Here is a 21,825-nt window from a genome sequence, read left to right as displayed (position 1 = left end):
ATCGAGGAGTTCAGGTCGAAAAGTCATAGTACGAGTGTCTCGGGTCTAGTAGTTCATTAGATCTCATTTCTGACCTTTGACACAATCTAATTTACAATCCCTCGCGATCGCCACAATGCACACTTGCCGAGAGAGACACCGTTAAACGTTGGTTTTTAGATGCTGCTTCGCGACCAACAGCACTGGCTTGGATTACTCCCTGGAGTGAACTGAGTGAGGGCGATCGCCTCAGCCTCGAAGATGACACTCACCTGAATTGTGTTTTCTCCGATCAAATTCCCCTTAAGTCAACTCAGGCTCCCTCAAACTGTGGGTACTGGTGGCTGCACAACCGCCAAACCAACTTCGTTTACGTCCGGTATGCCTGTTACAACTAAACCCTTTCATTGCAGAGGTTTTCAGTGGCTTCAATTGTGCTTAACCTCACACCTTTTGTTGAGTTGAGTTGAGTAACAACCAGTTTTATCAATTGTGTCAAAACTGCCGCACGCTGTACGGGCATTTCGCGAAACGCCCCTACGGAATTTAGATGTTGGATCAGCAACACCCTTCATCCTTTACCCTTTACCCTTTTCTTTTTTCCTTTATCCTTCAGCCTTTATCCTTCAGCCTTTATCCTTTATCCTTTATCCTTCTTTCTTCTCTCTTCTCTTCTCTTTTTTCCCTTCTCACCACCCCACAATCACCTTCCACAACAGAGAGCCGATCGCCACTGTCGCGAGGTGTTGCGGTAGCAAACTGAGGAAGGGTTGACGGGCAATATTTTGAGTCAGCAGAATGCTGAGCCAGACAGCAACAATCAGCGTCACGCCTTGCAAAAAGCCAATGATGATCGGGTCAGCCACTAATACGGGCAATCCGGCTCCACTTAAACCAAAGGTGGCAAAGGTCACAGGTAATACTCGTCCGGCTTCGCTCAAGCCCAAGCGAGTAAAGTGGGCTAGATTTGCGCCCAAAACTAATGGTAGATAGCCATACGCCAGTTCCAGAAAAGAGCGGGGTTTGAGTTGACGATTTACCAGTTGCATCGCCCCTTGAGCCAAAAGTGCGATCGCCCCTGGCACGAGCAACGCCAACATGGACACCCCCGCGTGAATGCCAAAGTGATTGAGATGCAGATTCCAGCCAAACTGCTGCTCAATTTCGGGTAGACGATGTAAAAACGCCGCTCCAAACATCAGGAACAACAGGCAGACTTCCGCATAGGTGGGGGTGTGGGTCGTCCAGAGTTCAATGCCAGGAGGACGTAGATTGAGTTCCACCGAGCGATGGGGACACGCCTTGAGGCAGGTCATACACAGGACACAATCCCGATTGTCTTGCAACTGAGCCGGATGAGAATAAACTGGACATCCCCCGGTTTCCATACCTTCGCCTTTTTCGGGTCCGCCTTTGTAGCATTGGTAAGTCGTGCAGGTAGCGGAGCAAATCCCCTGTTGGGCACGCAGTTCAATCATGGCGAGTTTGGCAAACATACCATTCATGCCCCCAATCGGGCAGAGATAGCGACACCAAAACCGCCGCTCAAACAACAGAGAAAAGATTACCGCTCCGGCGGTAATCAGCAGCAACAGACAGGCAGACAGATAGGCGACATTCTCCAGATGCCAGAGTTCTTCCCACAGCAAAATCAGGACAAACAAACCAAACAGGAACCAGGCACCCCAACGATCGGCTTCGACTCGTGACCAGGGCAATAGCTTACGTGGAAACCACTTGAGGGACAGTTTTTGTGCCAGTTCGCCATAGATCATAAAGGGACAAAAGGCGCACCAGATGCGACCCAAAAAAGGAAAGGCGATCAGAATCAGGGGCCACCACCATGCCCAAAATAGATTGAGGGCAATGTTGCGATCGCGACTTTGAGGACCGAGAAACAGCATCGCCACGACCACCGCAAAGGCAGTCAGCGTGAAGCCATAGTTGATCCGATCGGGATACCACGGGCTACGCAGAAACTGGCGCAACTGGGGGTAGCCATTCAGCAGGTTGAAGCGAAACCGCCTGCCCTTGGTGCTGGCTGACCAGAACACCTCTTCGGTGAGCACCTCTGCTCCGGCAGATTGAATAATGGCACGTTCCACCAGGCTTTCCAGTTCTGACAGGTTGCCTGGAAAGTCGTACCCCTGCAATCGACGCAACGCTTCGGGGGCGATCGCGGGTTGCTCTAACCCTCTGGCACGGCAATACAAGCTGACGTAATACTTGACTTGCGCCTCAATGTCAGCCTTTCGGATTCTTAGTGGGGGAACTTTAATCGAGTGAGGTACTAAGCCTTTGCGCTCAATTTCTGGCAGAGTGCGCTCAGACGTCATGATGATGCGGGCAGATGACTGACGAGGAGCAGGTTCTGGCTCTCCTTCGCGTGCCACAGGAAGATATTCTCCGGTTTGCAGCAATCGCACCACTTTCGGTTTTAAATCCTTGGGCAAATCTTGAATGTTGTTGAGCATCAAAGTTCCGTCGCCCAACCACTCCAGCAATCCAGGTTTGCCTCCTGCCCGTCCAAACAGTTCTGCTCCGTTGGGTTGCAAGGTGTCGCAATTGAGCTTGATCAAGGGTTGTTTGCGATCGCGCCCCCCAAAGTGGATCAACGCTGCCGCATTGTCCTTGCCCAAACCCGGTTCCCCGAAGATCAACACAGGCTGGCGATCGCCCGTTGCCTTTTTAATGTCACTGCGGAGCCGCACCGCATAGCGACTGGAACCAATGATGCCCCGACGCACCCGTGGCACCAGATAGGGACGCAAGGCGGTTTGTCGTTCTTGCTCAAATGCCAGTTGAGCCGCCAGTTGATCGACCTCTGCCGCCAATTGTCGTGACACAGTGCGATTAATTTCTGGATATTGCTCGGTCAGCTTTGCAAACTCTGTCGCTGGAATCTGCCAGATCTCACAATCCACCAGCGTAATCACCGTTTGCTCCGCAGGTTGATCCAACAGTAACTCTTTGAGGTGCAACACCGACCCCGGCAACAAACTGATCGCTCTCGCCAAACCTGTGGAACTGGTGTGATAGCTCTCCAAGCGTCCGGACTTGAGAATGTACAACGCTGTAGGTGAGGTGTCTTCTAGCACAATCCGCCGATTGGCTTGCACCATCTCCACCTGAATCTGAGTGGCGATCGCCTCTAAGACCGTTTCAGGCAACGAACCCAGTGAGGTTTGCTCCCGCAGCCATTGTAGTTGTGTAGAGTCAATGGTCATTGGTCAATAATCGATGGTCTTTGTTAACAGTGCAGAGTAGGGGGTGAGGAGTAGGAGAGTGGAGGTGTATGAGAGAGGCGATTAATCGCGTCTTTACGGTTCACTCATCATCCCTACTCCCCATTCCCCATTCCCTATTCCCCATTCCCTCAACCTACGCTGAACTGGACTTGAAACGGGTTAAATTTATTGAAGCATGAGAGATCATTCACCTTGTGAACCAATTTCACCCAGCAGACCGCACTCTACCCTATGACCCCTGATATAAAGCTGAATGAATCATAAATGGCTGTCAATCGTTGAAAAGGTCGTGTATGGTCTAATCCTGATGCTGGTTCAGGTGGCGATCGCAGGCTTCGTGTTTTACCTGGCTTTCAGTTTTCTATTAAGCGTCGCAGAAGCAATATTGGGCTTCCTGGGGGTTATTGCCCCATCGTTTTGGCTCAAACTGATGGTGACAGGTGGTATGTTTCTGGTGCTAACCGTGGCGATCGCGGGAATGGTCGCTACATCGGGCGTTCGCCTTGATGGAGACATGGCGAGAACCGTCAACAACTTCCTCTATTGGGTTGCAGAGGGGCATCTCAGCGAAGCATATCACCTCACGTCAGAGGCATTCCAGGCACGGATGCCCAAGTTACCCTTTCTCAAATTTGCTCAAACCGAGTTGCCTCAGCAATACAAGAAAGCGGTCTGGGTTTCTCGCTTAACCGAGGCAAACCATGGCACGCTCAAGGGCATCATTCACACCCAAACTGGCGAAACGATCCCCATTGAGGTGGAATTGGTGCAGGAGAATGGCTTTTGGAGAATTGATAAACTCCACACCCCCAGTGGAATTGGGCAAACGGCTCTTGACTCCACTGTTGCGTCTGCACCTCTCATCCCCCTGCCAGAGATTTTGACGCAAGCTGCCCCATCAGACGTACCACAAGCCCTTCAAGAACGGCTATTTCAAATGATGTCGGGCGATCGCGCTGCGGCTCAACGACTGCTAACTCACGCTCGTTCAAAGCATCCGGGTCACATGGAGATGTGGTATTGGGAGAAGGTGATTGAAGATTTGGAGCGCGATCGGACGTAGAAGGGAGTGGGGAGTAGGGAGTGGGGAATGGGGAGTAGTGCCGTATTTGTCTTTTTAAAGAGAATTGTAATTTATCAGTAAAGCCTCAGCAAAAATACTGACATCGAGTGATCGGTTTAGAAATAATGGAGCCATCTCTAAATTCAGAAAATTGAATTTGAGACTGACTCGAAGATTTCCCATTCTAAATTTTGGACTTTAGATGTCCGATTTTAAATTAAGAAAACCTTGTTGTAAGAGGTTATCAAACCCGTTGCATGTCGCCCTACAACATGGCGATTGGATAGAACTCCAAAATTTGGAATTGTTTAAAGACAAGCTCTCAATCCAATTGTGAATGGAGTTTGATCAACGGGTGAGCAGTCTACTTCAACCGTGAAATTACATAAAACTTGATTGAAATATTGACTGATCTTGACCCCCTTCTAGCTTGATGTAACCATTCACAACCGACAGGATTCAAATCTTATGAAGCTATCATTCATGCCCAAATTGTTAGGCGCGATCGCTGGACTCACTCTGGGAACTGTGGCGATCGACGCAGCACCCGCTCAAGCTGCCATCCTCACTTACGATTTCACCGTTGGAATCGACACGCCAGAGGAAACGTTGGAGTTTGACGGTTACTTCAGCTATGACACTGATATTGAGTTTGAGGAAGGCGTATTTTCCTTTACTGATTTCTCCTTCAATTTCATTACTGCTGACGAGCAACCCCGGATCTACACCCTGGATGATCTGGTTCCTGAGTCTGCCATCTTTGGTGCAGTTCCGGTAGGAACCCCTCCACAACCAGTTAATGGCGGTGATAATGGCTTTGCTTTTGGCTTTCTAGTTGATGATGAAGAAGGCGAGTTACCGTTTTCGGTGTTCGTTTTTGGATTCGTAGCACCACCTAGTGTGAACAATTTGTTTTTGCAGTTCATCGACGGTGATGGAGAGGTTTCAGACCCTGAAGAAATTGGCACGTTTACCCGTGTAGCACTGCGCGAAACTCCAACCGATGTGCCCGAACCCACGGTTATCGGTGGTTTGTTGCTCGTGGGAGCAGGCTTAGCGGCTAGCAAGCGACTCAAAGCTGCCCAACGTTAATAGACTCTGTTCTACAGCAGATCCCCAGAATCTCCGAGATTCTGGGGATTTAGTTGTTTCACCTGATGTCCTCCCCTTTTTACGATCAGTAGTCTAAATACCAATTGGTAGTTTTTCCAGCCTGTACAGTGTTTAATGGTTACCAATAATTTAATGCTTTTATAAAATTGACTGCATGACCGCAACAACCCTACCTTCAACCGATTGGGATGCCTTTGTCACCGCATTAGACGGCATAGAAGTCATCCGTGATGCTGTGCAAGTTGCTAAGCTCTCCCGCGATTACTACACCTACAGCCCCATCTTGCAAACTTTGCTGTCTGACAAAGTAGGCGATCTAGTGGTGCGCCCTGTCAATGAAGCAGAGGTGCTCAAAGTGGCTAAAGCCTGCGTTCAATTCAAAGTTCCCCTGACGATTCGGGGGGCAGGAACGGGCAACTACGGGCAATGTGTCCCTCTCAAGGGAGGAGTCATCCTCGATTTAACGCGAATGCAAACGGTGAAATGGGTCAAACCAGGTTTGGCGTGTGTTGAACCCGGTGTGAAACTGGTCAACCTCGATAAGCAGACCCGTGAAATGGGATGGGAAATCCGCATGGCTCCCTCTACTTATCGAACTGCGACCGTTGGCGGATTCATTGGCGGTGGCAGTGGCGGGATTGGCTCAATCACCTACGGGCAGTTGCGCGATCGCGGCAATCTTCATGCGGTGCGAGTCGTGACGATGGAAGATGAACCCCGTGTGATCGAGTTGCGGGGTGATGACGTGCAAAAGGTCAACCACGCCTACGGCACCAACGGCATCATTACCGAACTGGAGATTCCCCTCGGTCCTGCTTATCCCTGGGCAGAACTGATCGTTACCTTCCCCGACTTCATGACTGCTGCGCGATTTGGTCAGGTGTTGGGCGACTCGGATGGCATCATCAAAAAGCTGATTTGCATCTGTGCTTCGCCCATCTCCAATTACTTTGCGGCTCTGCGTAGCTCTATCCCCACCGATAGCCACTGCGCTTTGTTGATGATTGCGGAACCCTGTCTGGAACCGTTTGGGGAACTGGTGCGCGAGTTTGGGGGCACGATCTGTTATCAGAAGTCTGCCCAGGAAGCGAGTAAGGGAGTGGCGATCGCCGAATTTAGCTGGAACCACACCACCCTCCATGCCCGCAGCGTAGACCCGACTCTGACCTATCTGCAAACGCTGTTTCCCTACGACCCAGATCTGAAACTGCTGGAGCATATGTATCACCACTTTGGAGATGAGGTGATGATGCACCTGGAGTTCATTCGGGTGAGTAGCTGTGTGGTGCCAGCAGCGTTGCAAATTGTGCGCTTCTCCACGCCAGAGCGATTACAGGAGATCATCCGCTATCACGAAGACAGTGGAGCGTTTATCGCCAACCCCCACACTTACATCCTGGAGGATGGGGGTCGCAAGACGATCGATCCGGTGCAATTGCAATTCAAAGAAATGGTTGATCCCTACGGCTTACTGAATCCAGGCAAGATGAAGGCGTGGGAGCAATCTCACTGATTCAACCCGACTTACCCCTGTTGACGTAGCTGAAGCATGGCTTTTCGAGCGACATGGCGATAACGTCGCAATCGATCAGTCATGCTTTGTTGAGATCTGGCTTCCAAAACTCTTGCTCCAGTTGTAGTGAAGAAGTCTTGATAGAAAGGAGTTTTTCTGAAGCCTTCTCGATGCTGAAGCGAATCATATTGAAACTCAATCGTTTCCCCGCTTTGCTTCAACAGCTTGCCCACCAACTGATAATCGGGGCTGATGCCATTGTCAGAAAGGGTTGCCCGACACGTTACCTGTAGCCTATCCCCTGCGGATACCTCAACGCCCGGATAAAACACAGGAAAGTAGACGGGTTGCCAGTTTCCATCTTCTTTCAGAACGTCGATTTTGTGAGGCTCCAGGGTAATTAGCTCTAGCCACAATAGAAACCCGTTGAGCTTCGCGGACTGTTGAATCGTGAATTGGATTTCATGTTGAAACTCCGGTTCCACAAAACCGTTAAAATTCAAATCTTCAAACGTCTCGATATTGGAGAGGATACATTGCGGCGGAAACCGTCGAATGCACACTCGTAAATCAAAGGGATGCCCTGCTGCTTGAAAGATGCGATCGACATACCGCATTGCAGATTGAGAGAATCCAAAGCGATGCAACAATTCATCGGGAAGGGCAACAGCCGCAATCTTAGTGAGCGATCGCTCAGGGATCATTCTTCCATCTGGTTTTAGAAAGCGTCGAGCATTGTTTAAAATCACTGCAACCCCTTCAGATCCGGCGATCGTACCTAACAATTCTGAAACACAAACATCAACTGGTTCAGGTAACTCAACCTCCGTCGAATCTCCCAACATCAGATGAATTTTGTCAGTTAATCCTAACTCTTTGACCAGAGCTTGAGCCGCTAAATAAGCTCTTTTGCTGCGCTCGATCGCATAGATTCGTTTCGCTCCAGCCGCAACACAAAATCTTGATAAAATTACGTCCTGTCCTGTACCAATATCGAGGACAATTTTATCTTTAACGACTGCGTTGATCGCTGCTTTGTAGATCGCATTTCTGGAGCGATCGTGCGTCATGTAATAGTAAATTAGTTCGTCATAGGCAAAGTAATCACCAATAGAAGGCACAAATTCGGTCGAGGTGGTTTGACAAACATTCTCCGCTCGAATCGTTGTCCATACCCTCGACAGTCGGTTCTTAATGCTTTGCCAGTTCATACACGATCATCTCACTGCTAACAGTCAACCAGCGGTCAATCAAACTCCTTTTCCGTTTACAGTCTCCAAGTGTATCTTCAGGATTTCATACCAAATTAAATTGTGACCAAGACAGATGTTGGTAGGGGCAGGTTTAGCGGTTTACTAACGGCAAACCCAAGAAACTATCTGCAAAACCTGCCACTACAAGCGTCCGCATTTGCACTGGAAACGGGTGCATCTAGTAATTATCGGTATCAGGATGTTTTGCAGACCAATCGATTTGTGGCTATCAATTTATGGCTGATGTCTCTCACAACTGCTGTAAGTCTTAAGTAGCGGCAATTCGGCTTCAGGATCTGGCGAATGAATTCGCAGCGATTTGAGCCAAGTCTGCCAATGTGGACTCCGGAAGAATGAAGGGTTTGCCGAAACGTCGGTCGGTTTTGCGTATGGGTGCGATTTTAACCGCCAAAACCCTGATTTAGACCTCCCGTTAAGTAACGCCAATTCAAAATTTGGCGAATCTGTTTGATTGCGAATGGTTCCTCCCTGTGGCTAATTTTCTAGCGATTCTTGACCCTGATCCTGAAAGGCGATCGCAGTTTGTCCAAACAGTGATGCCGCTGATTCCACCCGTTGCGGAGTTAGTCACACAGACTTGTGGCATGGGTAACGTGCAGGTGATCTGGGCAGCCCATGCCCATGCACCCATTACCTGGGAGGCTGATGCAGCAGGTGTTGCGGTGGTTTGGGGAGAAGCGATCGCAGAGGGCAGTGCAGTCAGGGTAAATGCCAATCAACTGCGGCAACTCTGGCAGGGATCTGATCCTCAATCCGCTCCGGTGTTTGATGGGTTTTATGCGGCGATCGCCTATCACCCTCAGACAGGATTGATGGTTGGGTCAGATCGGATGGGACTGTTTCCGGTGTACTACTGGACACAAGCGGACGTCGTTCTTGTGGCATCCAGTCCAGAGCTATTTCGCTATCACCCCCTGTTTCAACCCCGATTCAATCCAGCGGGCTTGGTCGGCATTTTGCTTACCAATGGTCTATTTGCAGGTCAAACCCTCTGGCAAGGCGTTTTGCGTTTAGCGGCAGGTCATCTGCTGGTTTGTCAACCTGAAAAGGCTCCTCAGGAGATCAGCCAAACTCAACTTTTAGGAGCGTCTCAGAGTAACCATTACGCAGCCTTATCCTTGGCGGAACAACTGGACCTGTTGGGACAGACGATTGAGCAATCGTTGGTGCGCCACGCTCCACCGGGACAGTCCTATGCGTTGATGCTTTCTGGTGGATTGGACTCGCGCCTGTTGGCTGGCTATCTCGATCGCCAACAGGCAGATGTTGTGGCTTTGACGCTGGGCATCTCGACCGATATCGAAATGCAGTGTGCCCGACGGGTCGCCCGCGAACTGGGGTTCAAGCATCGTGCGATCGCCATGCCGCTACAACAGTATCCCGACCACATGCACCTCGTGACTCGCTGGGAACACCTGGCAAACGGGTACAACTGGGGGATGAACTGGGGAATTCACTCGCATTTGCGAGATCTGGCTCATCGGGTGGTCAGTGGGTACTCTCTGGATGCGGTTGTGGGAGGACCGTTACCCATGCCGCGAAATCGAACGAATGTGCCTCCGTTTGACCTGTTCTTTACTCGTGGCATCAATCACTGGGGCATTCAACCTGAGATCCTCAAGCGGCTCTGTCGGCGCGAGATATTTGGAGATCTGGTTTCCGACATTTATCAGCAGATTCGAGCACGGTATGAGAGCTATGCCGAGGACGACCTGCGCCGGATCTGGCTGTTTGAACTCCAACATCAACAGCGATTTCACATTGGGTCAGCGGCATGGAAATTGACCTTTGGAGCGTGGCCTGTGCTGCTGAGTCTCGATCGCCAACTGATTACAACAACGATGGCTCTGCCCATTCAAATCCTGTGCGATCGCTACGCTCAAAAACAACTCCTCTGCACCCAATTTCCCGCATTGGCTCAATTGCCCCTTGATCGCAACGAGTTCAACACAAAGCCACTACTAGCAACCAAAACCTCTGAGAGGCTGGCTCAATGGCATCTTCTACAGTCAAAGTGGCAACGACTGCTGCGAAAACTGGGGCGCGATCGCCGCTACTACTACCGCATTTGTGATTTCAACAATCCAGGTTGGCGATCCCTCCGACGGCAAGCAAGTCAATGTCAAGAGCAAATGGGAGTATTTTTTGACCAGACCGTTCTCAACGAACTTTTACCACCCCCTGAGGAACAGGTTCGGTTTCAGCGAGATGCCATCCTCGAAGCGTCTGGTCTAAAAGCTTTGATTGGCTTTATGCTCTGGTCTAAGTACAACTCGTCGTAAATAGGGGTGGGAATTCGGGGTGCAGGGGTGGAACCCCAGGCTGGGGCACAGCCCCCATACCCCCCTGGTTTTATTTCCAAACCCTATCTGTGAATCACAGTACTAAGGATCACTTATAAGTTTCTCTTCTCTGAACTGAGTTAGAGCCTATGATATTTGCGTATCAAGGGTTTTGCTCAATTCTATGGAGCGATCGCAGCGAATGCTGTTTACAGAATTTAATGCGCAGCAACACACTTCAACTTGATTTAACTTTACATTCTGAGTGAGGTCATTTAATATTGCCGCTATTGGCTTTATCTCTTATATCTGTAGCAATTTATGTATATGTTGTTTGAGATCAATGCTGACAATCATTTGTTTAGAATGACGGGCAATCAAGCGATTTCTTCACAACAAATGCATTGCTTTCAGAATATATGGGGTAAAGTGTTGCTTGATCAGGGGTAGTGCAATTACCCCAAGGGGGACTGCTTCATATCACCTGTTGAAAAGCGTTGATGACATTGGGCTGTTTTTAACATTTGGCTACTTTTAACGAATGGATTGGTTATCTAGCTCTTCTTCTCCGTCTATTTCTCGACGTACCTTACTCAAACTCTTTGGAATTGGCACGATAGGTGGATTGGTCGGCTATTCGCGGCTAATGAAGCCCCAGCCCACCGTCTTTAAGCAAGATACTCTGGCGTTGCCCTATCAACTCGATCAACCTAAACAAGTGGTGGTGATTGGTGGAGGGCTAGCAGGGCTAGCGTGTGCCTATGAGTTAAGTCAGCGCGGATTTGTGGTTACGTTGTTGGAACGGGCAGCCCAACTGGGGGGCAAAATTGCCAGTTGGGATATTCAAGTCGGTGACCAACCCTTCCGGATGGAGCACGGATTCCACGGATTCTTCCCGCAATACTACAACCTCAAAAGCATTGTTTCTGAGCTAGAGATTGAGAACCATTTCAAATCGCTCAACTACTATTCCGTGGTGTACCGGGATAAGAAATACGACCCGGAAGTCTTTCGCCCCAGTCATTCCGCCTTTCCCTGGAACATTGTGGATCTGGCGATCGCGTCTACCAACCGCTTGCAGTGGGGCTTAAACCTGACCAAATATGCCCACTGGCAGGTCTTTCGAGAGATTACCGGGTTTCATCCGCAAAAGAGCTATGGGCGGTTAGATCACCTCTCCGTTGCCCAATGGGTTGAGAACGAGTTTCCACGCGGCTTATACGACCTGTACTTCCTGCCTTTTGCCAAGTCCAGCCTCAATGCTCCCGATGTCATGAGTGCGGCGGAGTTGATGCAGTTCTTCCACTTCTACTTCTTCGGCAATCCAGAGGGGTTAGCCTTCAATGGTACGGTTCAAGACATGGGCAGAAGCCTGGTTGATCCCATCGTGAATGCCATCACAGCCACAGGTGGACAGGTAATCACAGAAGCCACCGTCAACCGGGTTGGCTGGGATCAAGGGCGGATCAGCAGCGTGGAGTATCAAATTGGGGGCAATAGCCGCACGGTGCCGTTTTGGGTGAAGCGTAACCCGTTACTCAGCACCGATGAACTGGAGTTTTTTGGAGCGGGAGATGCGGTCTATGCGATCGCCCCCAATCAGCAGGAAGCCATGTCGCTCTCTTGCACACACCAGGGTTGCACCGTCCACACTGAAACCGATGGGCACTTCCACTGCCCCTGCCATGGAGCGGAGTATGATGATCGGGGTCGGGTGCTGCGGGGTCCTGCCCAACGCGATCTGCCGCGCTTTAAAGTCCTCAGTCGCGATGGCGAGCAGATCCAACTGGTGGCGATGCAAGCCGACACAACCCCAACTCAAACGGTTCAGGCGGACTACTACGTGTTTGCCGCCGATATTCCCGGCGTTCAGCACTTGTTCTCTCTATCTGAGGGAGAACCTCACGCCCAAGTTGCGAAACAGGTGCAGGAGCTAACGGTTGCCGATCCGTTTGCGGTCGCTCGCTTCTGGTTCGATCGCGACTTTGACTGGGAGCACAGCGACTTCACCTCATTGTCTGGCTATCGTCTCACTGACAGCATCACCCTCTATCACCGCATTCAGGACGACTATATCGACTGGGCAAAACGGACAGGAGGTAGCGTCGTCGAACTACACGCTTACTGCTACAAAGAGCGAGAATTTCCGACGCAGCAAGCATTGCTCACCACTTTTGAAAGCGAACTCTACGAGATCGTCCCTGCACTGCAAAGTGCAACCATGTTGCATCGTGAGTTGGTGAATCAGAAGAATTTTGCCGGATTTCCGCCGAATAGTTATAGCGATCGCCCTGAAACCGCTACGCTAGTCTCTAACCTGATGTTTGCTGGAGATTGGGTGAAAATGCCCTTCCCCTGTGGCTTGATGGAGCGTGCCGTTAGCAGTGGCTTATTAGCCGCGAACGAAATCCTGCATCGAGAAGGGGTACAGCGGCGATCGCTCTTGACTGTCTCACCGCAGGGACTGCTGCAAATTTGAAGTCAGTAGTTAATGGTCAATGGTTAATGGTTAATGGTCAGTAGTTAATGGTTAATGGTCAATGGTTAATGGTTAATGGTTAATGGTTAATAGTCAATGGTTAGTAGTCAATGGTTAATGGTTAATAGCTGAGAGTCACGGATCAGGAGCAACGAACAATTAACAATTGACGATTGACGATTGACGATTGACGATGGGCGATTGACGATTGACCCTACCCCACTCCCCACTCCCTGCTAATGTGGCTGTACAGACGCAATTAATTGCGTCTCTCCTGTTTAATTCCCCACCCTTCCACTCCTATTCCCCCAACTATGCTTGACACTCCTCTCTCCACCACTTCTACTCGCGATGTGCGTCGTCTGGGAATCAACCTGAATCACTGGTATGTGGTTGCTCAGAGTGGTGAGGTGCAGGCAAAACCCGTTGGAGTGACTCTGTGGCATCAGGCGATCGTGCTCTATCGGGATCAATCGGGTGAGGTTCATGCGCTCGAAGATCGGTGTCCCCATCGCCATGTCAGGCTGAGCGAGGGGAATGTGGTGAATGGTCAGTTGGAATGTATCTATCACGGTTGGCAATTCAATGCTGAGGGACGTTGTGCGGCGGTTCCCTATCTGGCGGATAACCAGAAGTTACCCACCTGCCAGATTCGCACCTACCCGGTGCGGGAGCAGGATGGCTTTATCTGGCTCTTTCCGGGGGATGCCACGCTGCAACATACCGTTCCTCTAATGGGCTTACCGGAATGGGATCACCTCAATTACATCGGGTCATTCACCACCATCGAATGTGAAGCCCACTACTCCTACCTGATCGAAAACCTGATGGATATGCACCACGGGCACTTGCATCAGAGCTATCAGGCATGGGCAGAGGCAAAACTGGAGGACTTGGAGGAGACGGGCGATCGCGTCGTGGCTCACTACCAGGCTCAGAGCTACTACACCATCAACAAAATCTGGTCGGTGGCGCAGCTATTCATTCCTGCAATGCGGCAACTACATCCTGAACCGTTAGATGTTAGTTATGTCTATCCTCACTGGGCATCTAAACTGGGTGATGACTTCAGAATTTATTGCCTGCTTTGTCCCGTTCACGAGACTCATACTCGCGCCTATTTAATTCACTTCACGTCGTTAAATGCCTTTCCTCGATTGCACAAGCTCCCGGAATGGTTTCGTCGCTTCATCAAAGACAGCTTTTTCGGTTCTGCGAAGGGCTTGCTCGATGGGTTAGTCCGTCAAGATGTGTTGATGATCGAGCAGGAGCAGCAAGCCTATCTCGCCAATCCCCAACGGAAGGGGTATGAGTTAAATCGGGCGTTGGGGAGTGTGCAACGGTTGATGCAACGGCAAGCGTCGGGAGTTGAGTAGTAGGCGATCGCAAAGCCAGTAAAGGGGTGCGTGAAGTATAGGCTGGCGATCGCTAGAGATGGGAGCGGTTACACAAGGGAAAAGATGAGGTGGAAAAAATTACTTCATTCGAGTAGAAAAGAAATACATTTGCGATCGCCTTTTCTATGCCACCCGTTCCACCTGTGTTTATCTGCTATGCACATCAGGATAATGAGAATTCTGATTTGAGTCGGCGTTGGTTAGATCGATTGCTGGGGTATTTAGAACCGCTCAATCAACAGGGAAAATTGCAAATTTGGTCAGACCAACAGTTAGAAATTGGTGACACCTGGGATACGGAAATTAAGACCAAGCTGCATGAGGTAAAAGCTGCCGTTTTGTTGGTGAGCCAATCGCTGTTGGGGTCGAAGTATATTCGCAATACGGAGTTGCCTGTATTGCTAAAACGAGCCAAGGATGATGGGGTCGTTATTTTGCCAATCATTGTACGAGCGTGCCAGCTTGACGACATTACCTTTAAGTATCCTGACCCACAACAGGGACCGGAGGAACTGACGCTGAGTACCTTTCAGACGGCGAACCCACCTAACAAACCGTTGAATAGCTTACAGGAGCATGAGCAAGACGAAATTTTCTTAAAGGTGGCGAAACGGTTGTCGCAAATTGTTGATGGCAAAGCACCTGACATATGAGAGGAGTCGTCCGGACGGGAACGGACAGCGTTAAGCCCCCAAAAATTCCAGATTCCCTATCAGCGGAATCCCCATTTCACAGGTCGATTGCAACTGTTGGATGACCTGCACAATACCCTCATGGGGACGGGCATCACCGCATTAAACCAGGTCGCAGCGATCGCTGGCTTAGGGGGCATTGGCAAAACTCAAACCGCTGTGGAGTATGCCTATCGTCATTTCCGTGACACTCCTACCTATGACTGGGTGTTTTGGGTCAAGGCAGACACCGAGTTGGCTGTAGTGACGGGCATGGCAGACCTCGCCCGATCACTCGATTTAGGCGAAGGCAGCTTAGACGAACTGGCAGGGCGATCGCTCCAGTGGCTAGACACCCACGATCGCTGGCTACTGATCTTTGACAACGCCGATGAACCGCAGTGGGTCAAACCCTGGTTGCCGCGCAACCCCAAAGGACGAGTCCTGCTGACTTCACGGGCACAACGGTTCACCAGTCTGGGCATCAGAGCACCCCTCACAGTCAACAAACTCTCACAGAATGAGTCGATCGCTTTTTTGCAAGACCGCACCGATCGCCCCTCCCTGACTCCGGACGAGTTAGCTGCTGTGACTGCCCTGGCAACGGCACTGGATGGGTTGCCTCTGGCATTAGAGCAAGCCGCCGCCTATCTGCAACGCACAGGCGTATCGTTTGCCGTGTATTGGAAGCATTATCAACAGCAATCCCTCACCTTACTGGAAAAAGAACTCCCCCAAACCGGAGACTACCCCAACTCCGTCGCCACCACCTGGCTGTTAAACGTTGAGGAAGTGGAGAGGCGATCGCCCGCCTCTATTCCCATTCTTCAGTTGAGTGCCGTGTTGGCAGCGGATGATATTTCTGAAGCGTTGTTGCTGAACTGTGCTGAGCAATTTGAACTAACGGATTGCACGGATGAACTGGCACTGGGGGAACAACTCGCGGCTCTGGCTGATTTCTCTCTGATTCAACGGGAGCGAAAAACCACCTGCTACAGCATTCACCGCATGGTGCAGACCGTCATCTGGCACCGCCTCACCCCCACCGACCAACACACCTGGCTGCACCGAGCTATCGCCGGATTAACAGCCGTTTTCCCGGATGTGCAAAAGATTGAAAACTGGGCAGTCTGTAAACAATTAACCCCTCACGTGCAAGCAATTGCAGCCCGACCAGAATCAGTTGCATTGGAAAGCACTGACTGGGCATGGCTGCTGGTTTGTACAGGGTATTATCTGAAGGATCAAGGACGCTACAGCGAGACAGAACCGCTCTATGTGCGATCGCTTGCCATCTATGAACAGCAGTTGGGCAGGGAGCATCCCCATGTCGCCTCCAGCCTCAACAATCTGGCAGCACTCTACCGTTCGCAGGGACGCTACAGTGAGGCAGAACCGCTCTATGTCCGATCGCTCTCCATCAGAGAACAGCAGTTGGACAGGGAGCATCCCGATGTCGCCACCAGCCTCAACAATCTGGCAAACCTCTACAAGTCGCAGGGACGCTACAGTGAGGCAGAACCGCTCTTTGTCCGATCGCTCTCCATCAGAGAACAGCAGTTGGACAGGGAGCATCCCGATGTCGCCACCAGCCTCAACAATCTAGCAGGACTCTACGAGTCGCAGGGACGCTACAGTGAGGCAGAACCGCTCTTTGTGCGATCGCTCGCCATCTGGGAACAGCAGTTGGGCAGGGAGCATCCCCATGTCGCCGCCAGCCTCAACAATCTGGCAGGACTCTACGAGTCGCAGGGACGCTACAGTGAGGCAGAACCGCTCTTTGTGCGATCGCTCGCCATCTGGGAACAGCAGTTGGGCAGGGAGCATCCCCATGTCGCCGCCAGCCTCAACAATCTGGCAGGACTCTACGAGTCGCAGGGACGCTACGCTGATGCCGAGCCGCTCTATCTGCGATCGCTCGCCATCCGAGAACAGCAGTTGGGCAGGGAGCATCCCGATGTCGCCATTAGTTTATGGAATATGGCAGGACTCTACTACAACATGAATCGACTCACTGAAGCAAAACCTTTGATTAGCCGAGCGGTAACCATTTTTGAGCGCACCTTGGGCGATCAGCATCCTGATACAACTAATGCCCGTCAGTGGTGGCAAACTATTCATCATTCGGTCTAACCATTCGGTCTCAAAGCACTGCTCAAGAATGAGATTAGGTAAAGTCTGTGATGAGATTCGTCGAGATCTTCAGACCTCCGACTTCTTGAAGAAGTCGGAGGTCTTGCGTTCACCGCTACAGTGAGGCAGAACCGCTCTATGGGCGATGTTTAGAGATTTTGGTAAAGACTCTGCCCGAAAATCATCCCTACATACAAGCAGGGTTCAATAACTTTCGGGGTTTGGTGCAAGCATTGGTTGAGGCAGGTCGGGAAGGGGAGTTGTCTGATCATCCGATGACGCAGGCGGTGTTGCAGGAGATTCTGAAGAGCCGCGATTAATCGCGGCTGTACGGTTTGGTTCACTGCTCAGTGAGTGGGGCAAAGATCCCCGGCTTCTCAGCCTGGGTGTCCTTCTGCTTCAAAGGTTGATACAAGAAGCCGGGGATCTGGTGAGGAGTGGAGGGTCATTAGTCCAGAGTTGAGGTGGGGGGTTGAGTCTTTGATCCTCGTCGTTGAGTGTTTGATCCTCGTGAATGAGTATTTGATCCTTGTCATCGCAGTGTTGACCCTCGTCGTTGAGTGTTTAATCCTCGTCGTTGAGTGTTTGATCTTCGTGAGCGCGTGTTTAATCCTCGTGAATGAGTCTTTGATTCTCGTGAATGAGTGTTTGATCCTCGTCAGCGTCCATTCAATCCTCGTGGATGTATGAGCGATCGCCATCCGAGAACAGCAATTGGGCAGAGAGCTTGTCCGATCATCCGATGACGCAGGCAGTGTTGCAGGAGATTCTGAAGAGCCGCGATTAATCGCGGCTGTACGGGCAAAGATCCCCGGCTTTTCAACCTGGGTATTCTAATGCCTTAAAGATTTGGTACAAGAAGTCGGGGATCTGGAGGTGATCAGACAGAACCACTCCGAGGGTAATGCGAGGCAGTTTCCCTTGGAGTAATTGCCATTTGGCTTTGCTACTGATCCTGTGCGATCGCTAACCTCACGTATGCTTACCTAATCCTACGCTGCAAATGAATTGCGAAATTGGAAAATGTCCGATGCTGCGCCCGCAATTCATTCGCGGGCGTTTATGGATCGACTTTCATTAGCCCACAATCCATCGGTAGACGTTGATAATGAATAACTGACAACACCGATCGCCACATAATGAATTTCCAAAATAAAACCGTTTTAATTACCGGAGCCTCCGGGGGTATCGGTCGCACCACTGCGATCGCCTTCGCTACTGCTGGAGCCAGAGTTGCTTTGCATTATGGGCAACGGCAGGAATCTGCCCAACAGATTCGAGAGAGTCTGCCTGGTGAAGGGCATGGGTTGGTGCAAGCGGATCTCGCCGATGCGATCGCGGTTGAACAGATGGTCAGTGAGGCGATCGCCCAACTCGGTCACATCGACATTTTGGTGAACAATGCTGGCGTGTATCAGGAGCATCCGCTGGATCAGACCAGCTATTCAGATTGGCAGACTGTCTGGCAACAAACGCTAAACGTCAACCTGCTTGGAGCCGCAAACATCACCTATTGCGTCGCACGTCATATGATCGAGCGGCGATCGGGGCGCATCGTCAATGTCTCCTCACGGGGAGCCTTTCGCGGGGAACCCAATGCCACGGCTTACGGAGCCAGCAAAGCGGGACTAAATGCACTGGGGCAATCGTTAGCGCAGCACCTCGCCCCTTACAATATTGGAGTGATGACCGTCGCTCCGGGGTTTGTCGAAACCGACATGGCACGGGAGGTATTAGACAGTCCCAGGGGGGATAGCGTTCGCCAACAGAGCCCCTTGAACCGGGTTGCTCGACCCGAAGAAGTGGCTCACACCATCTTATTTCTGGCAGCGGACGAATCGCTATTTCTCACAGGCGGTATTGTTGATGTCAATGGAGCCAGTTATCTGCGATGAAACGATGGATTGCGATCGCCCGATGGGTATTGATTGGGGTGTTGATTGTGGCGGTAATTGCCGTGATCAACAAAGTCGGTATTGAGCGTATTCGCGATCAGGTCGATCAATTTGGCATTTGGGCACCTGCGATCGTTTTTGGGTTGCGCTTTACTAGCATCATCGTGCCTGTGTTGCCGGGGACTGCCTACGCGATTCTCGCGGGAGGGCTGTTTGGCTTTGCTCAAGGGCTTCTCATCGTGGCACTGGCAGACCTTGCCTCCTGCACCTTCAACTTCTACATCGCTCGGCGGTATGGGCGAGGATTAGTCCAGAGGTTCGTTGGCGAACAGTTTATGGAAAAAGTCGATCGCCTGGGTCAACGTCATCTGGAACGCAACTTTTTCCTGATGCTGGGGTTCCTGATGACCGGGCTATTTGACTTCGTCGCCTACGGTGTCGGCTTAACCAGCATCAGTTGGTCTCGCTATCTATTGGCTCTGGTAGTGAGCATTGCCGTTGCCAAACCACTTTGGGTTGCCGCCGGAGCAGGCATCTTTGAGGGCAGTCAGTTGTTACTTGGGTTTGCCATTCTCGCAGCACTGGGCATTGGGGCAATTACAGCATTTGTGCAACGGGAACCACAGAGTTGAGGGAGTGGGGAGTGGGGAATAGGGTATGGTCAATCGTCAATCGTCAATTGTTCGTTGCTACTGCTCTGTGACTCTCAGCTATTAACTACTAACCATTGACCACTAACCATTGACTACTAACCACTAACCATTGACCATTGACTACCAACCATTGACCATTGGCAGAAGAATTTTTCTTAAAATGTTGTAAACTTTTATTAACGTTTACATTCAGTGTTTATGTCTGCCAACCTCGGATTTGGAAAACCTCAGCCCCAAAAAGCATCTAAGCGATCGCCTGAGCGTGCAAAAGCAGCACAGCAATACGACCGAATGAAGGCAGACGGTACTCCTGATTACGAGATTTACATTCGCATCAAAGGCAGACCCAACTGGTTTCCCGTAGGGGCGATCGCAGTAAAACGCTCTAACCAAATTAACCAGGCCATTTTTGGGAGTCAGCAAGAGCTACTACAGGGTGCGTTTCGGCTCTTCCCTGTTTTGCGGAAACACCAACAGAATTTAGAATACGGCTACCGACTCAAAGAGTTTAAGGATGAACCCATCCAGATAGCAGTTCAACCCCAGACGGTTGGCGGATTGCAGAACGTGGTGAGTCAAATTGGCGATCGCCTCACATCGATTTTCAAACGGGGTTAACACATCCTCATGGGACAGTTAGAACGCTTAGTCCTCATGGCGGAGGACGAATTGACTCAATACAGCACCGATGCTCGCAAAATCGAGCGGTTGCGCCCCAAGATAGCCCTGTCTGTGCCGCTAGCCGAACAACGACAAATTCGGGAAACTTTGCTGGCGGAGATGCCAACCGACGCGATCGGTCAGCTTGTTGAGAAACAACGCCAGACAGTTGCGTTGCCACTGTGGGGAATTGCCGGACTAAGTATGTTGTTGGGCATTTCTTTCATTCAACCCCTGGATCTGCTGATTACCATTGCGGCTGGTTATGCTGCCATCCGCGTTCAAAAGTGGGGTTGGAAATTGCAGGCTAAGCGACTGGTGATTCAGACCTTAGACGATATTGAGGAGCGGATTAAGAATCCAACGAAGGATTAGAGGTGGTTGATGGTTCTTGAGTAAATGGTTGATAGGGCAGTCCTAAATCAATCGTGAAACCTACTCTTTCATTCGTCATTCGTCATTTGTGTATGAACAGCAACGATTGACCATTGACCATCGACCATTGACCATTGACCATTGACCATTGACCATCGACCATTGACCATTGACCATTGACCATTGACCATCGACCATTGACCATCGACCATCGACCATTGACCATCGACCATTGACCCTATCTCAGACTTCTTCATGAATCAAATGGGATGGCTATGGCTGTATGACCAACCTATGTCGGTTCATCAAAACTCGCTTCTTCTAAAGTCTGCATCGGCGGAGTTGGCTTTCATAGCGGCGACTTCATTCGCGCCAAGCTCTTAAACCAAACTGACGTTATAGTGATAGCCGTAGCTCCATCAAATGTGGCTACAACGAGTCAGAAAGCCTTCCCAGCATCAGGGTTGAACCACTCGCTTTGTCCTAAGCTTTCTGACCAAAGCTATAACAACTTCCTCATTCCTTCGCTGACAATGCTCAAACTAAAAGCTTGGTTTCCCATGGTTCTGGTCATGCTGGGTCTTCTTTTCAGCACTTGCAGTGCCTATTCAACCACCCCTCAACAGGCACTTCAGCAACCTGATCCGACAGAAACTGCACTGCTAGATGCATCCAAACAAGCGTTAGCGAGAACTGTGCTGACAGAACTGGGAACTGCTGCACAGTATGACCTGTATCTGGGCAACAGCGTCGATGTATCCGTGCAAACGACGCAGGGTGCTGGTTTTAGGGAGTGGTTGCATGGGGTCTTTGTGCAGGAGGTGGGATGGAGCCATGCGGAAGAACATTATCTATCGCAGCTAGAAGCCAATTTTTCAGAAGCAGAATTAGAGGAATTGTTGAACTTAGCTCAAAACCCTCTATTCCAGAAGTTTTTGCAGGTTGAAGCTCAGAGCTATGGGGATGCAGGCGACGAGAGACGCCGCCTGCTAGAGGGCGTTTGGGAAGATTACAATTCTGGCGCAATCAATCCGCCACCTGAGGTTTTGCGGTGATTTCGTTGCGTCAATACTTGCCTCTTGGCATTGCT

General features: G+C 50.7%; 20 protein-coding genes. 16 read left to right on the top strand and 4 right to left on the bottom strand.

Annotated features, from left to right (window positions below):
• Window positions 1-91 precede the first annotated feature (91 nt).
• The gene (locus H6G89_RS12965) at window positions 92-247 is read right to left on the bottom strand and encodes a hypothetical protein (RefSeq protein WP_190506768.1); all 156 of its coding nucleotides are present in this window, start codon (window positions 245-247) and stop codon (window positions 92-94) included.
• A 421-nt stretch (window positions 248-668) separates the two neighbouring features.
• Window positions 669-3,206 (bottom strand): sigma 54-interacting transcriptional regulator, encoded by a 2,538-nt coding sequence (locus H6G89_RS12960; protein WP_190506766.1) that lies wholly within the window; start codon window positions 3,204-3,206, stop codon window positions 669-671.
• 68 nt (window positions 3,207-3,274) lie between these two features.
• On the opposite strand from H6G89_RS12960, the gene H6G89_RS35695 reads away from it, so the two are divergent.
• The 4 genes from H6G89_RS35695 to H6G89_RS12945 all read left to right on the top strand — a co-directional run bounded on the left by H6G89_RS35695 (window position 3,275) and on the right by H6G89_RS12945 (window position 6,916).
• Window positions 3,275-3,406, top strand: coding sequence for a hypothetical protein (locus H6G89_RS35695; RefSeq protein WP_255519406.1), 132 nt, complete (start codon window positions 3,275-3,277; stop codon window positions 3,404-3,406).
• A gap of 74 nt (window positions 3,407-3,480) precedes the next feature.
• Window positions 3,481-4,290 (top strand): hypothetical protein, encoded by an 810-nt coding sequence (locus H6G89_RS12955; protein WP_190506764.1) that lies wholly within the window; start codon window positions 3,481-3,483, stop codon window positions 4,288-4,290.
• 483 nt (window positions 4,291-4,773) lie between these two features.
• Window positions 4,774-5,382: a PEP-CTERM sorting domain-containing protein gene (locus H6G89_RS12950; RefSeq protein WP_190506762.1), complete on the top strand. Its 609-nt coding sequence runs from the start codon at window positions 4,774-4,776 to the stop codon at window positions 5,380-5,382.
• A gap of 175 nt (window positions 5,383-5,557) precedes the next feature.
• Window positions 5,558-6,916: an FAD-binding oxidoreductase gene (locus H6G89_RS12945; protein ID WP_190506752.1), complete on the top strand. Its 1,359-nt coding sequence runs from the start codon at window positions 5,558-5,560 to the stop codon at window positions 6,914-6,916.
• A gap of 11 nt (window positions 6,917-6,927) precedes the next feature.
• On the opposite strand, the gene H6G89_RS12940 is transcribed toward H6G89_RS12945, so the two are convergent.
• Entirely contained in the window at window positions 6,928-8,127 is a 1,200-nt protein-coding gene (locus H6G89_RS12940; protein WP_190506750.1) for a methyltransferase domain-containing protein, read from the bottom strand.
• A 102-nt stretch (window positions 8,128-8,229) separates the two neighbouring features.
• Here H6G89_RS12940 and H6G89_RS12935 point away from each other — a divergent pair, with 102 nt between their 5' ends.
• The 11 genes from H6G89_RS12935 to H6G89_RS12885 all read left to right on the top strand — a co-directional run bounded on the left by H6G89_RS12935 (window position 8,230) and on the right by H6G89_RS12885 (window position 20,735).
• Window positions 8,230-8,445, top strand: coding sequence for a hypothetical protein (locus tag H6G89_RS12935; protein ID WP_190506748.1), 216 nt, complete (start codon window positions 8,230-8,232; stop codon window positions 8,443-8,445).
• 215 nt (window positions 8,446-8,660) lie between these two features.
• Window positions 8,661-10,472, top strand: coding sequence for an asparagine synthetase B family protein (locus tag H6G89_RS35000; RefSeq protein WP_190506746.1), 1,812 nt, complete (start codon window positions 8,661-8,663; stop codon window positions 10,470-10,472).
• 541 nt (window positions 10,473-11,013) lie between these two features.
• Window positions 11,014-12,951, top strand: a complete 1,938-nt coding sequence (locus tag H6G89_RS12925) for an FAD-dependent oxidoreductase (protein WP_190506744.1) — start codon at window positions 11,014-11,016, stop codon at window positions 12,949-12,951.
• Window positions 12,952-13,265: 314 nt separating this feature from the next.
• Window positions 13,266-14,327, top strand: a complete 1,062-nt coding sequence (locus tag H6G89_RS12920; protein ID WP_190506743.1) for an aromatic ring-hydroxylating dioxygenase subunit alpha — start codon at window positions 13,266-13,268, stop codon at window positions 14,325-14,327.
• A 146-nt stretch (window positions 14,328-14,473) separates the two neighbouring features.
• Window positions 14,474-15,001: a toll/interleukin-1 receptor domain-containing protein gene (locus H6G89_RS12915; protein ID WP_190506741.1), complete on the top strand. Its 528-nt coding sequence runs from the start codon at window positions 14,474-14,476 to the stop codon at window positions 14,999-15,001.
• Window positions 15,002-15,052: 51 nt separating this feature from the next.
• Window positions 15,053-17,152, top strand: a complete 2,100-nt coding sequence (gene fxsT / locus H6G89_RS12910; RefSeq protein WP_309229835.1) for an FxSxx-COOH system tetratricopeptide repeat protein — start codon at window positions 15,053-15,055, stop codon at window positions 17,150-17,152.
• Between the two features lie 158 nt (window positions 17,153-17,310).
• Window positions 17,311-17,472 carry a hypothetical protein gene (locus H6G89_RS12905; RefSeq protein WP_190506737.1) on the top strand — a complete coding sequence of 54 codons (162 nt, stop codon included), beginning with the start codon at window positions 17,311-17,313 and terminating at the stop codon, window positions 17,470-17,472.
• 819 nt (window positions 17,473-18,291) lie between these two features.
• Window positions 18,292-19,047: an SDR family NAD(P)-dependent oxidoreductase gene (locus H6G89_RS12900; protein ID WP_190506735.1), complete on the top strand. Its 756-nt coding sequence runs from the start codon at window positions 18,292-18,294 to the stop codon at window positions 19,045-19,047.
• A complete protein-coding gene (locus H6G89_RS12895) occupies window positions 19,044-19,679 on the top strand; it encodes a TVP38/TMEM64 family protein (RefSeq protein WP_190506733.1) in 636 nt (211 codons plus the stop codon). Before H6G89_RS12900 ends, H6G89_RS12895 begins: the two co-directional genes overlap by 4 nt.
• A gap of 219 nt (window positions 19,680-19,898) precedes the next feature.
• Window positions 19,899-20,318, top strand: coding sequence for an HHL1-like protein (locus H6G89_RS12890; RefSeq protein WP_190506731.1), 420 nt, complete (start codon window positions 19,899-19,901; stop codon window positions 20,316-20,318).
• Window positions 20,319-20,327: 9 nt separating this feature from the next.
• Window positions 20,328-20,735 (top strand): hypothetical protein, encoded by a 408-nt coding sequence (locus H6G89_RS12885; RefSeq protein WP_190506729.1) that lies wholly within the window; start codon window positions 20,328-20,330, stop codon window positions 20,733-20,735.
• A 68-nt stretch (window positions 20,736-20,803) separates the two neighbouring features.
• On the opposite strand, the gene H6G89_RS36595 is transcribed toward H6G89_RS12885, so the two are convergent.
• A complete protein-coding gene (locus H6G89_RS36595) occupies window positions 20,804-20,992 on the bottom strand; it encodes a hypothetical protein (RefSeq protein ID WP_305082305.1) in 189 nt (62 codons plus the stop codon).
• A gap of 315 nt (window positions 20,993-21,307) precedes the next feature.
• On the opposite strand from H6G89_RS36595, the gene H6G89_RS12875 reads away from it, so the two are divergent.
• On the top strand, window positions 21,308-21,790 hold the full coding sequence (locus H6G89_RS12875) for a hypothetical protein (RefSeq protein ID WP_190506726.1): 483 nt from the start codon (window positions 21,308-21,310) through the stop codon (window positions 21,788-21,790).
• The last annotated feature ends 35 nt before the right edge of the window (window positions 21,791-21,825 follow it).

The organism is Oscillatoria sp. FACHB-1407 (assembly GCF_014697545.1).
GTDB lineage: Bacteria > Cyanobacteriota > Cyanobacteriia > Elainellales > Elainellaceae > FACHB-1407.
The sequence above is the reverse complement of the archived record's forward strand: the minus strand, read 5'-3'. Positions and strand labels throughout refer to the sequence as shown.

Excerpts from the sequence above, each read along its gene's own strand:
- H6G89_RS12960 (WP_190506766.1), bottom strand. The coding sequence starts at position 3,206 with ATGACCATTGACTCTACACAACTACAATGGCTGCGGGAGCAAACCTCA.
- H6G89_RS35695 (WP_255519406.1), top strand. The coding sequence starts at position 3,275 with ATGAGAGAGGCGATTAATCGCGTCTTTACGGTTCACTCATCATCCCTA.
- H6G89_RS12955 (WP_190506764.1), top strand. The coding sequence starts at position 3,481 with ATGAATCATAAATGGCTGTCAATCGTTGAAAAGGTCGTGTATGGTCTA.
- H6G89_RS12950 (WP_190506762.1), top strand. The coding sequence starts at position 4,774 with ATGCCCAAATTGTTAGGCGCGATCGCTGGACTCACTCTGGGAACTGTG.
- H6G89_RS12945 (WP_190506752.1), top strand. The coding sequence starts at position 5,558 with ATGACCGCAACAACCCTACCTTCAACCGATTGGGATGCCTTTGTCACC.
- H6G89_RS12940 (WP_190506750.1), bottom strand. The coding sequence starts at position 8,127 with ATGAACTGGCAAAGCATTAAGAACCGACTGTCGAGGGTATGGACAACG.
- H6G89_RS12925 (WP_190506744.1), top strand. The coding sequence starts at position 11,014 with ATGGATTGGTTATCTAGCTCTTCTTCTCCGTCTATTTCTCGACGTACC.
- H6G89_RS12920 (WP_190506743.1), top strand. The coding sequence starts at position 13,266 with ATGCTTGACACTCCTCTCTCCACCACTTCTACTCGCGATGTGCGTCGT.
- H6G89_RS12915 (WP_190506741.1), top strand. The coding sequence starts at position 14,474 with ATGCCACCCGTTCCACCTGTGTTTATCTGCTATGCACATCAGGATAAT.
- H6G89_RS12900 (WP_190506735.1), top strand. The coding sequence starts at position 18,292 with ATGAATTTCCAAAATAAAACCGTTTTAATTACCGGAGCCTCCGGGGGT.
- H6G89_RS12895 (WP_190506733.1), top strand. The coding sequence starts at position 19,044 with ATGAAACGATGGATTGCGATCGCCCGATGGGTATTGATTGGGGTGTTG.
- H6G89_RS12890 (WP_190506731.1), top strand. The coding sequence starts at position 19,899 with ATGTCTGCCAACCTCGGATTTGGAAAACCTCAGCCCCAAAAAGCATCT.
- H6G89_RS12885 (WP_190506729.1), top strand. The coding sequence starts at position 20,328 with ATGGGACAGTTAGAACGCTTAGTCCTCATGGCGGAGGACGAATTGACT.
- H6G89_RS36595 (WP_305082305.1), bottom strand. The coding sequence starts at position 20,992 with ATGAAGAAGTCTGAGATAGGGTCAATGGTCGATGGTCAATGGTCGATG.
- H6G89_RS12875 (WP_190506726.1), top strand. The coding sequence starts at position 21,308 with ATGCTGGGTCTTCTTTTCAGCACTTGCAGTGCCTATTCAACCACCCCT.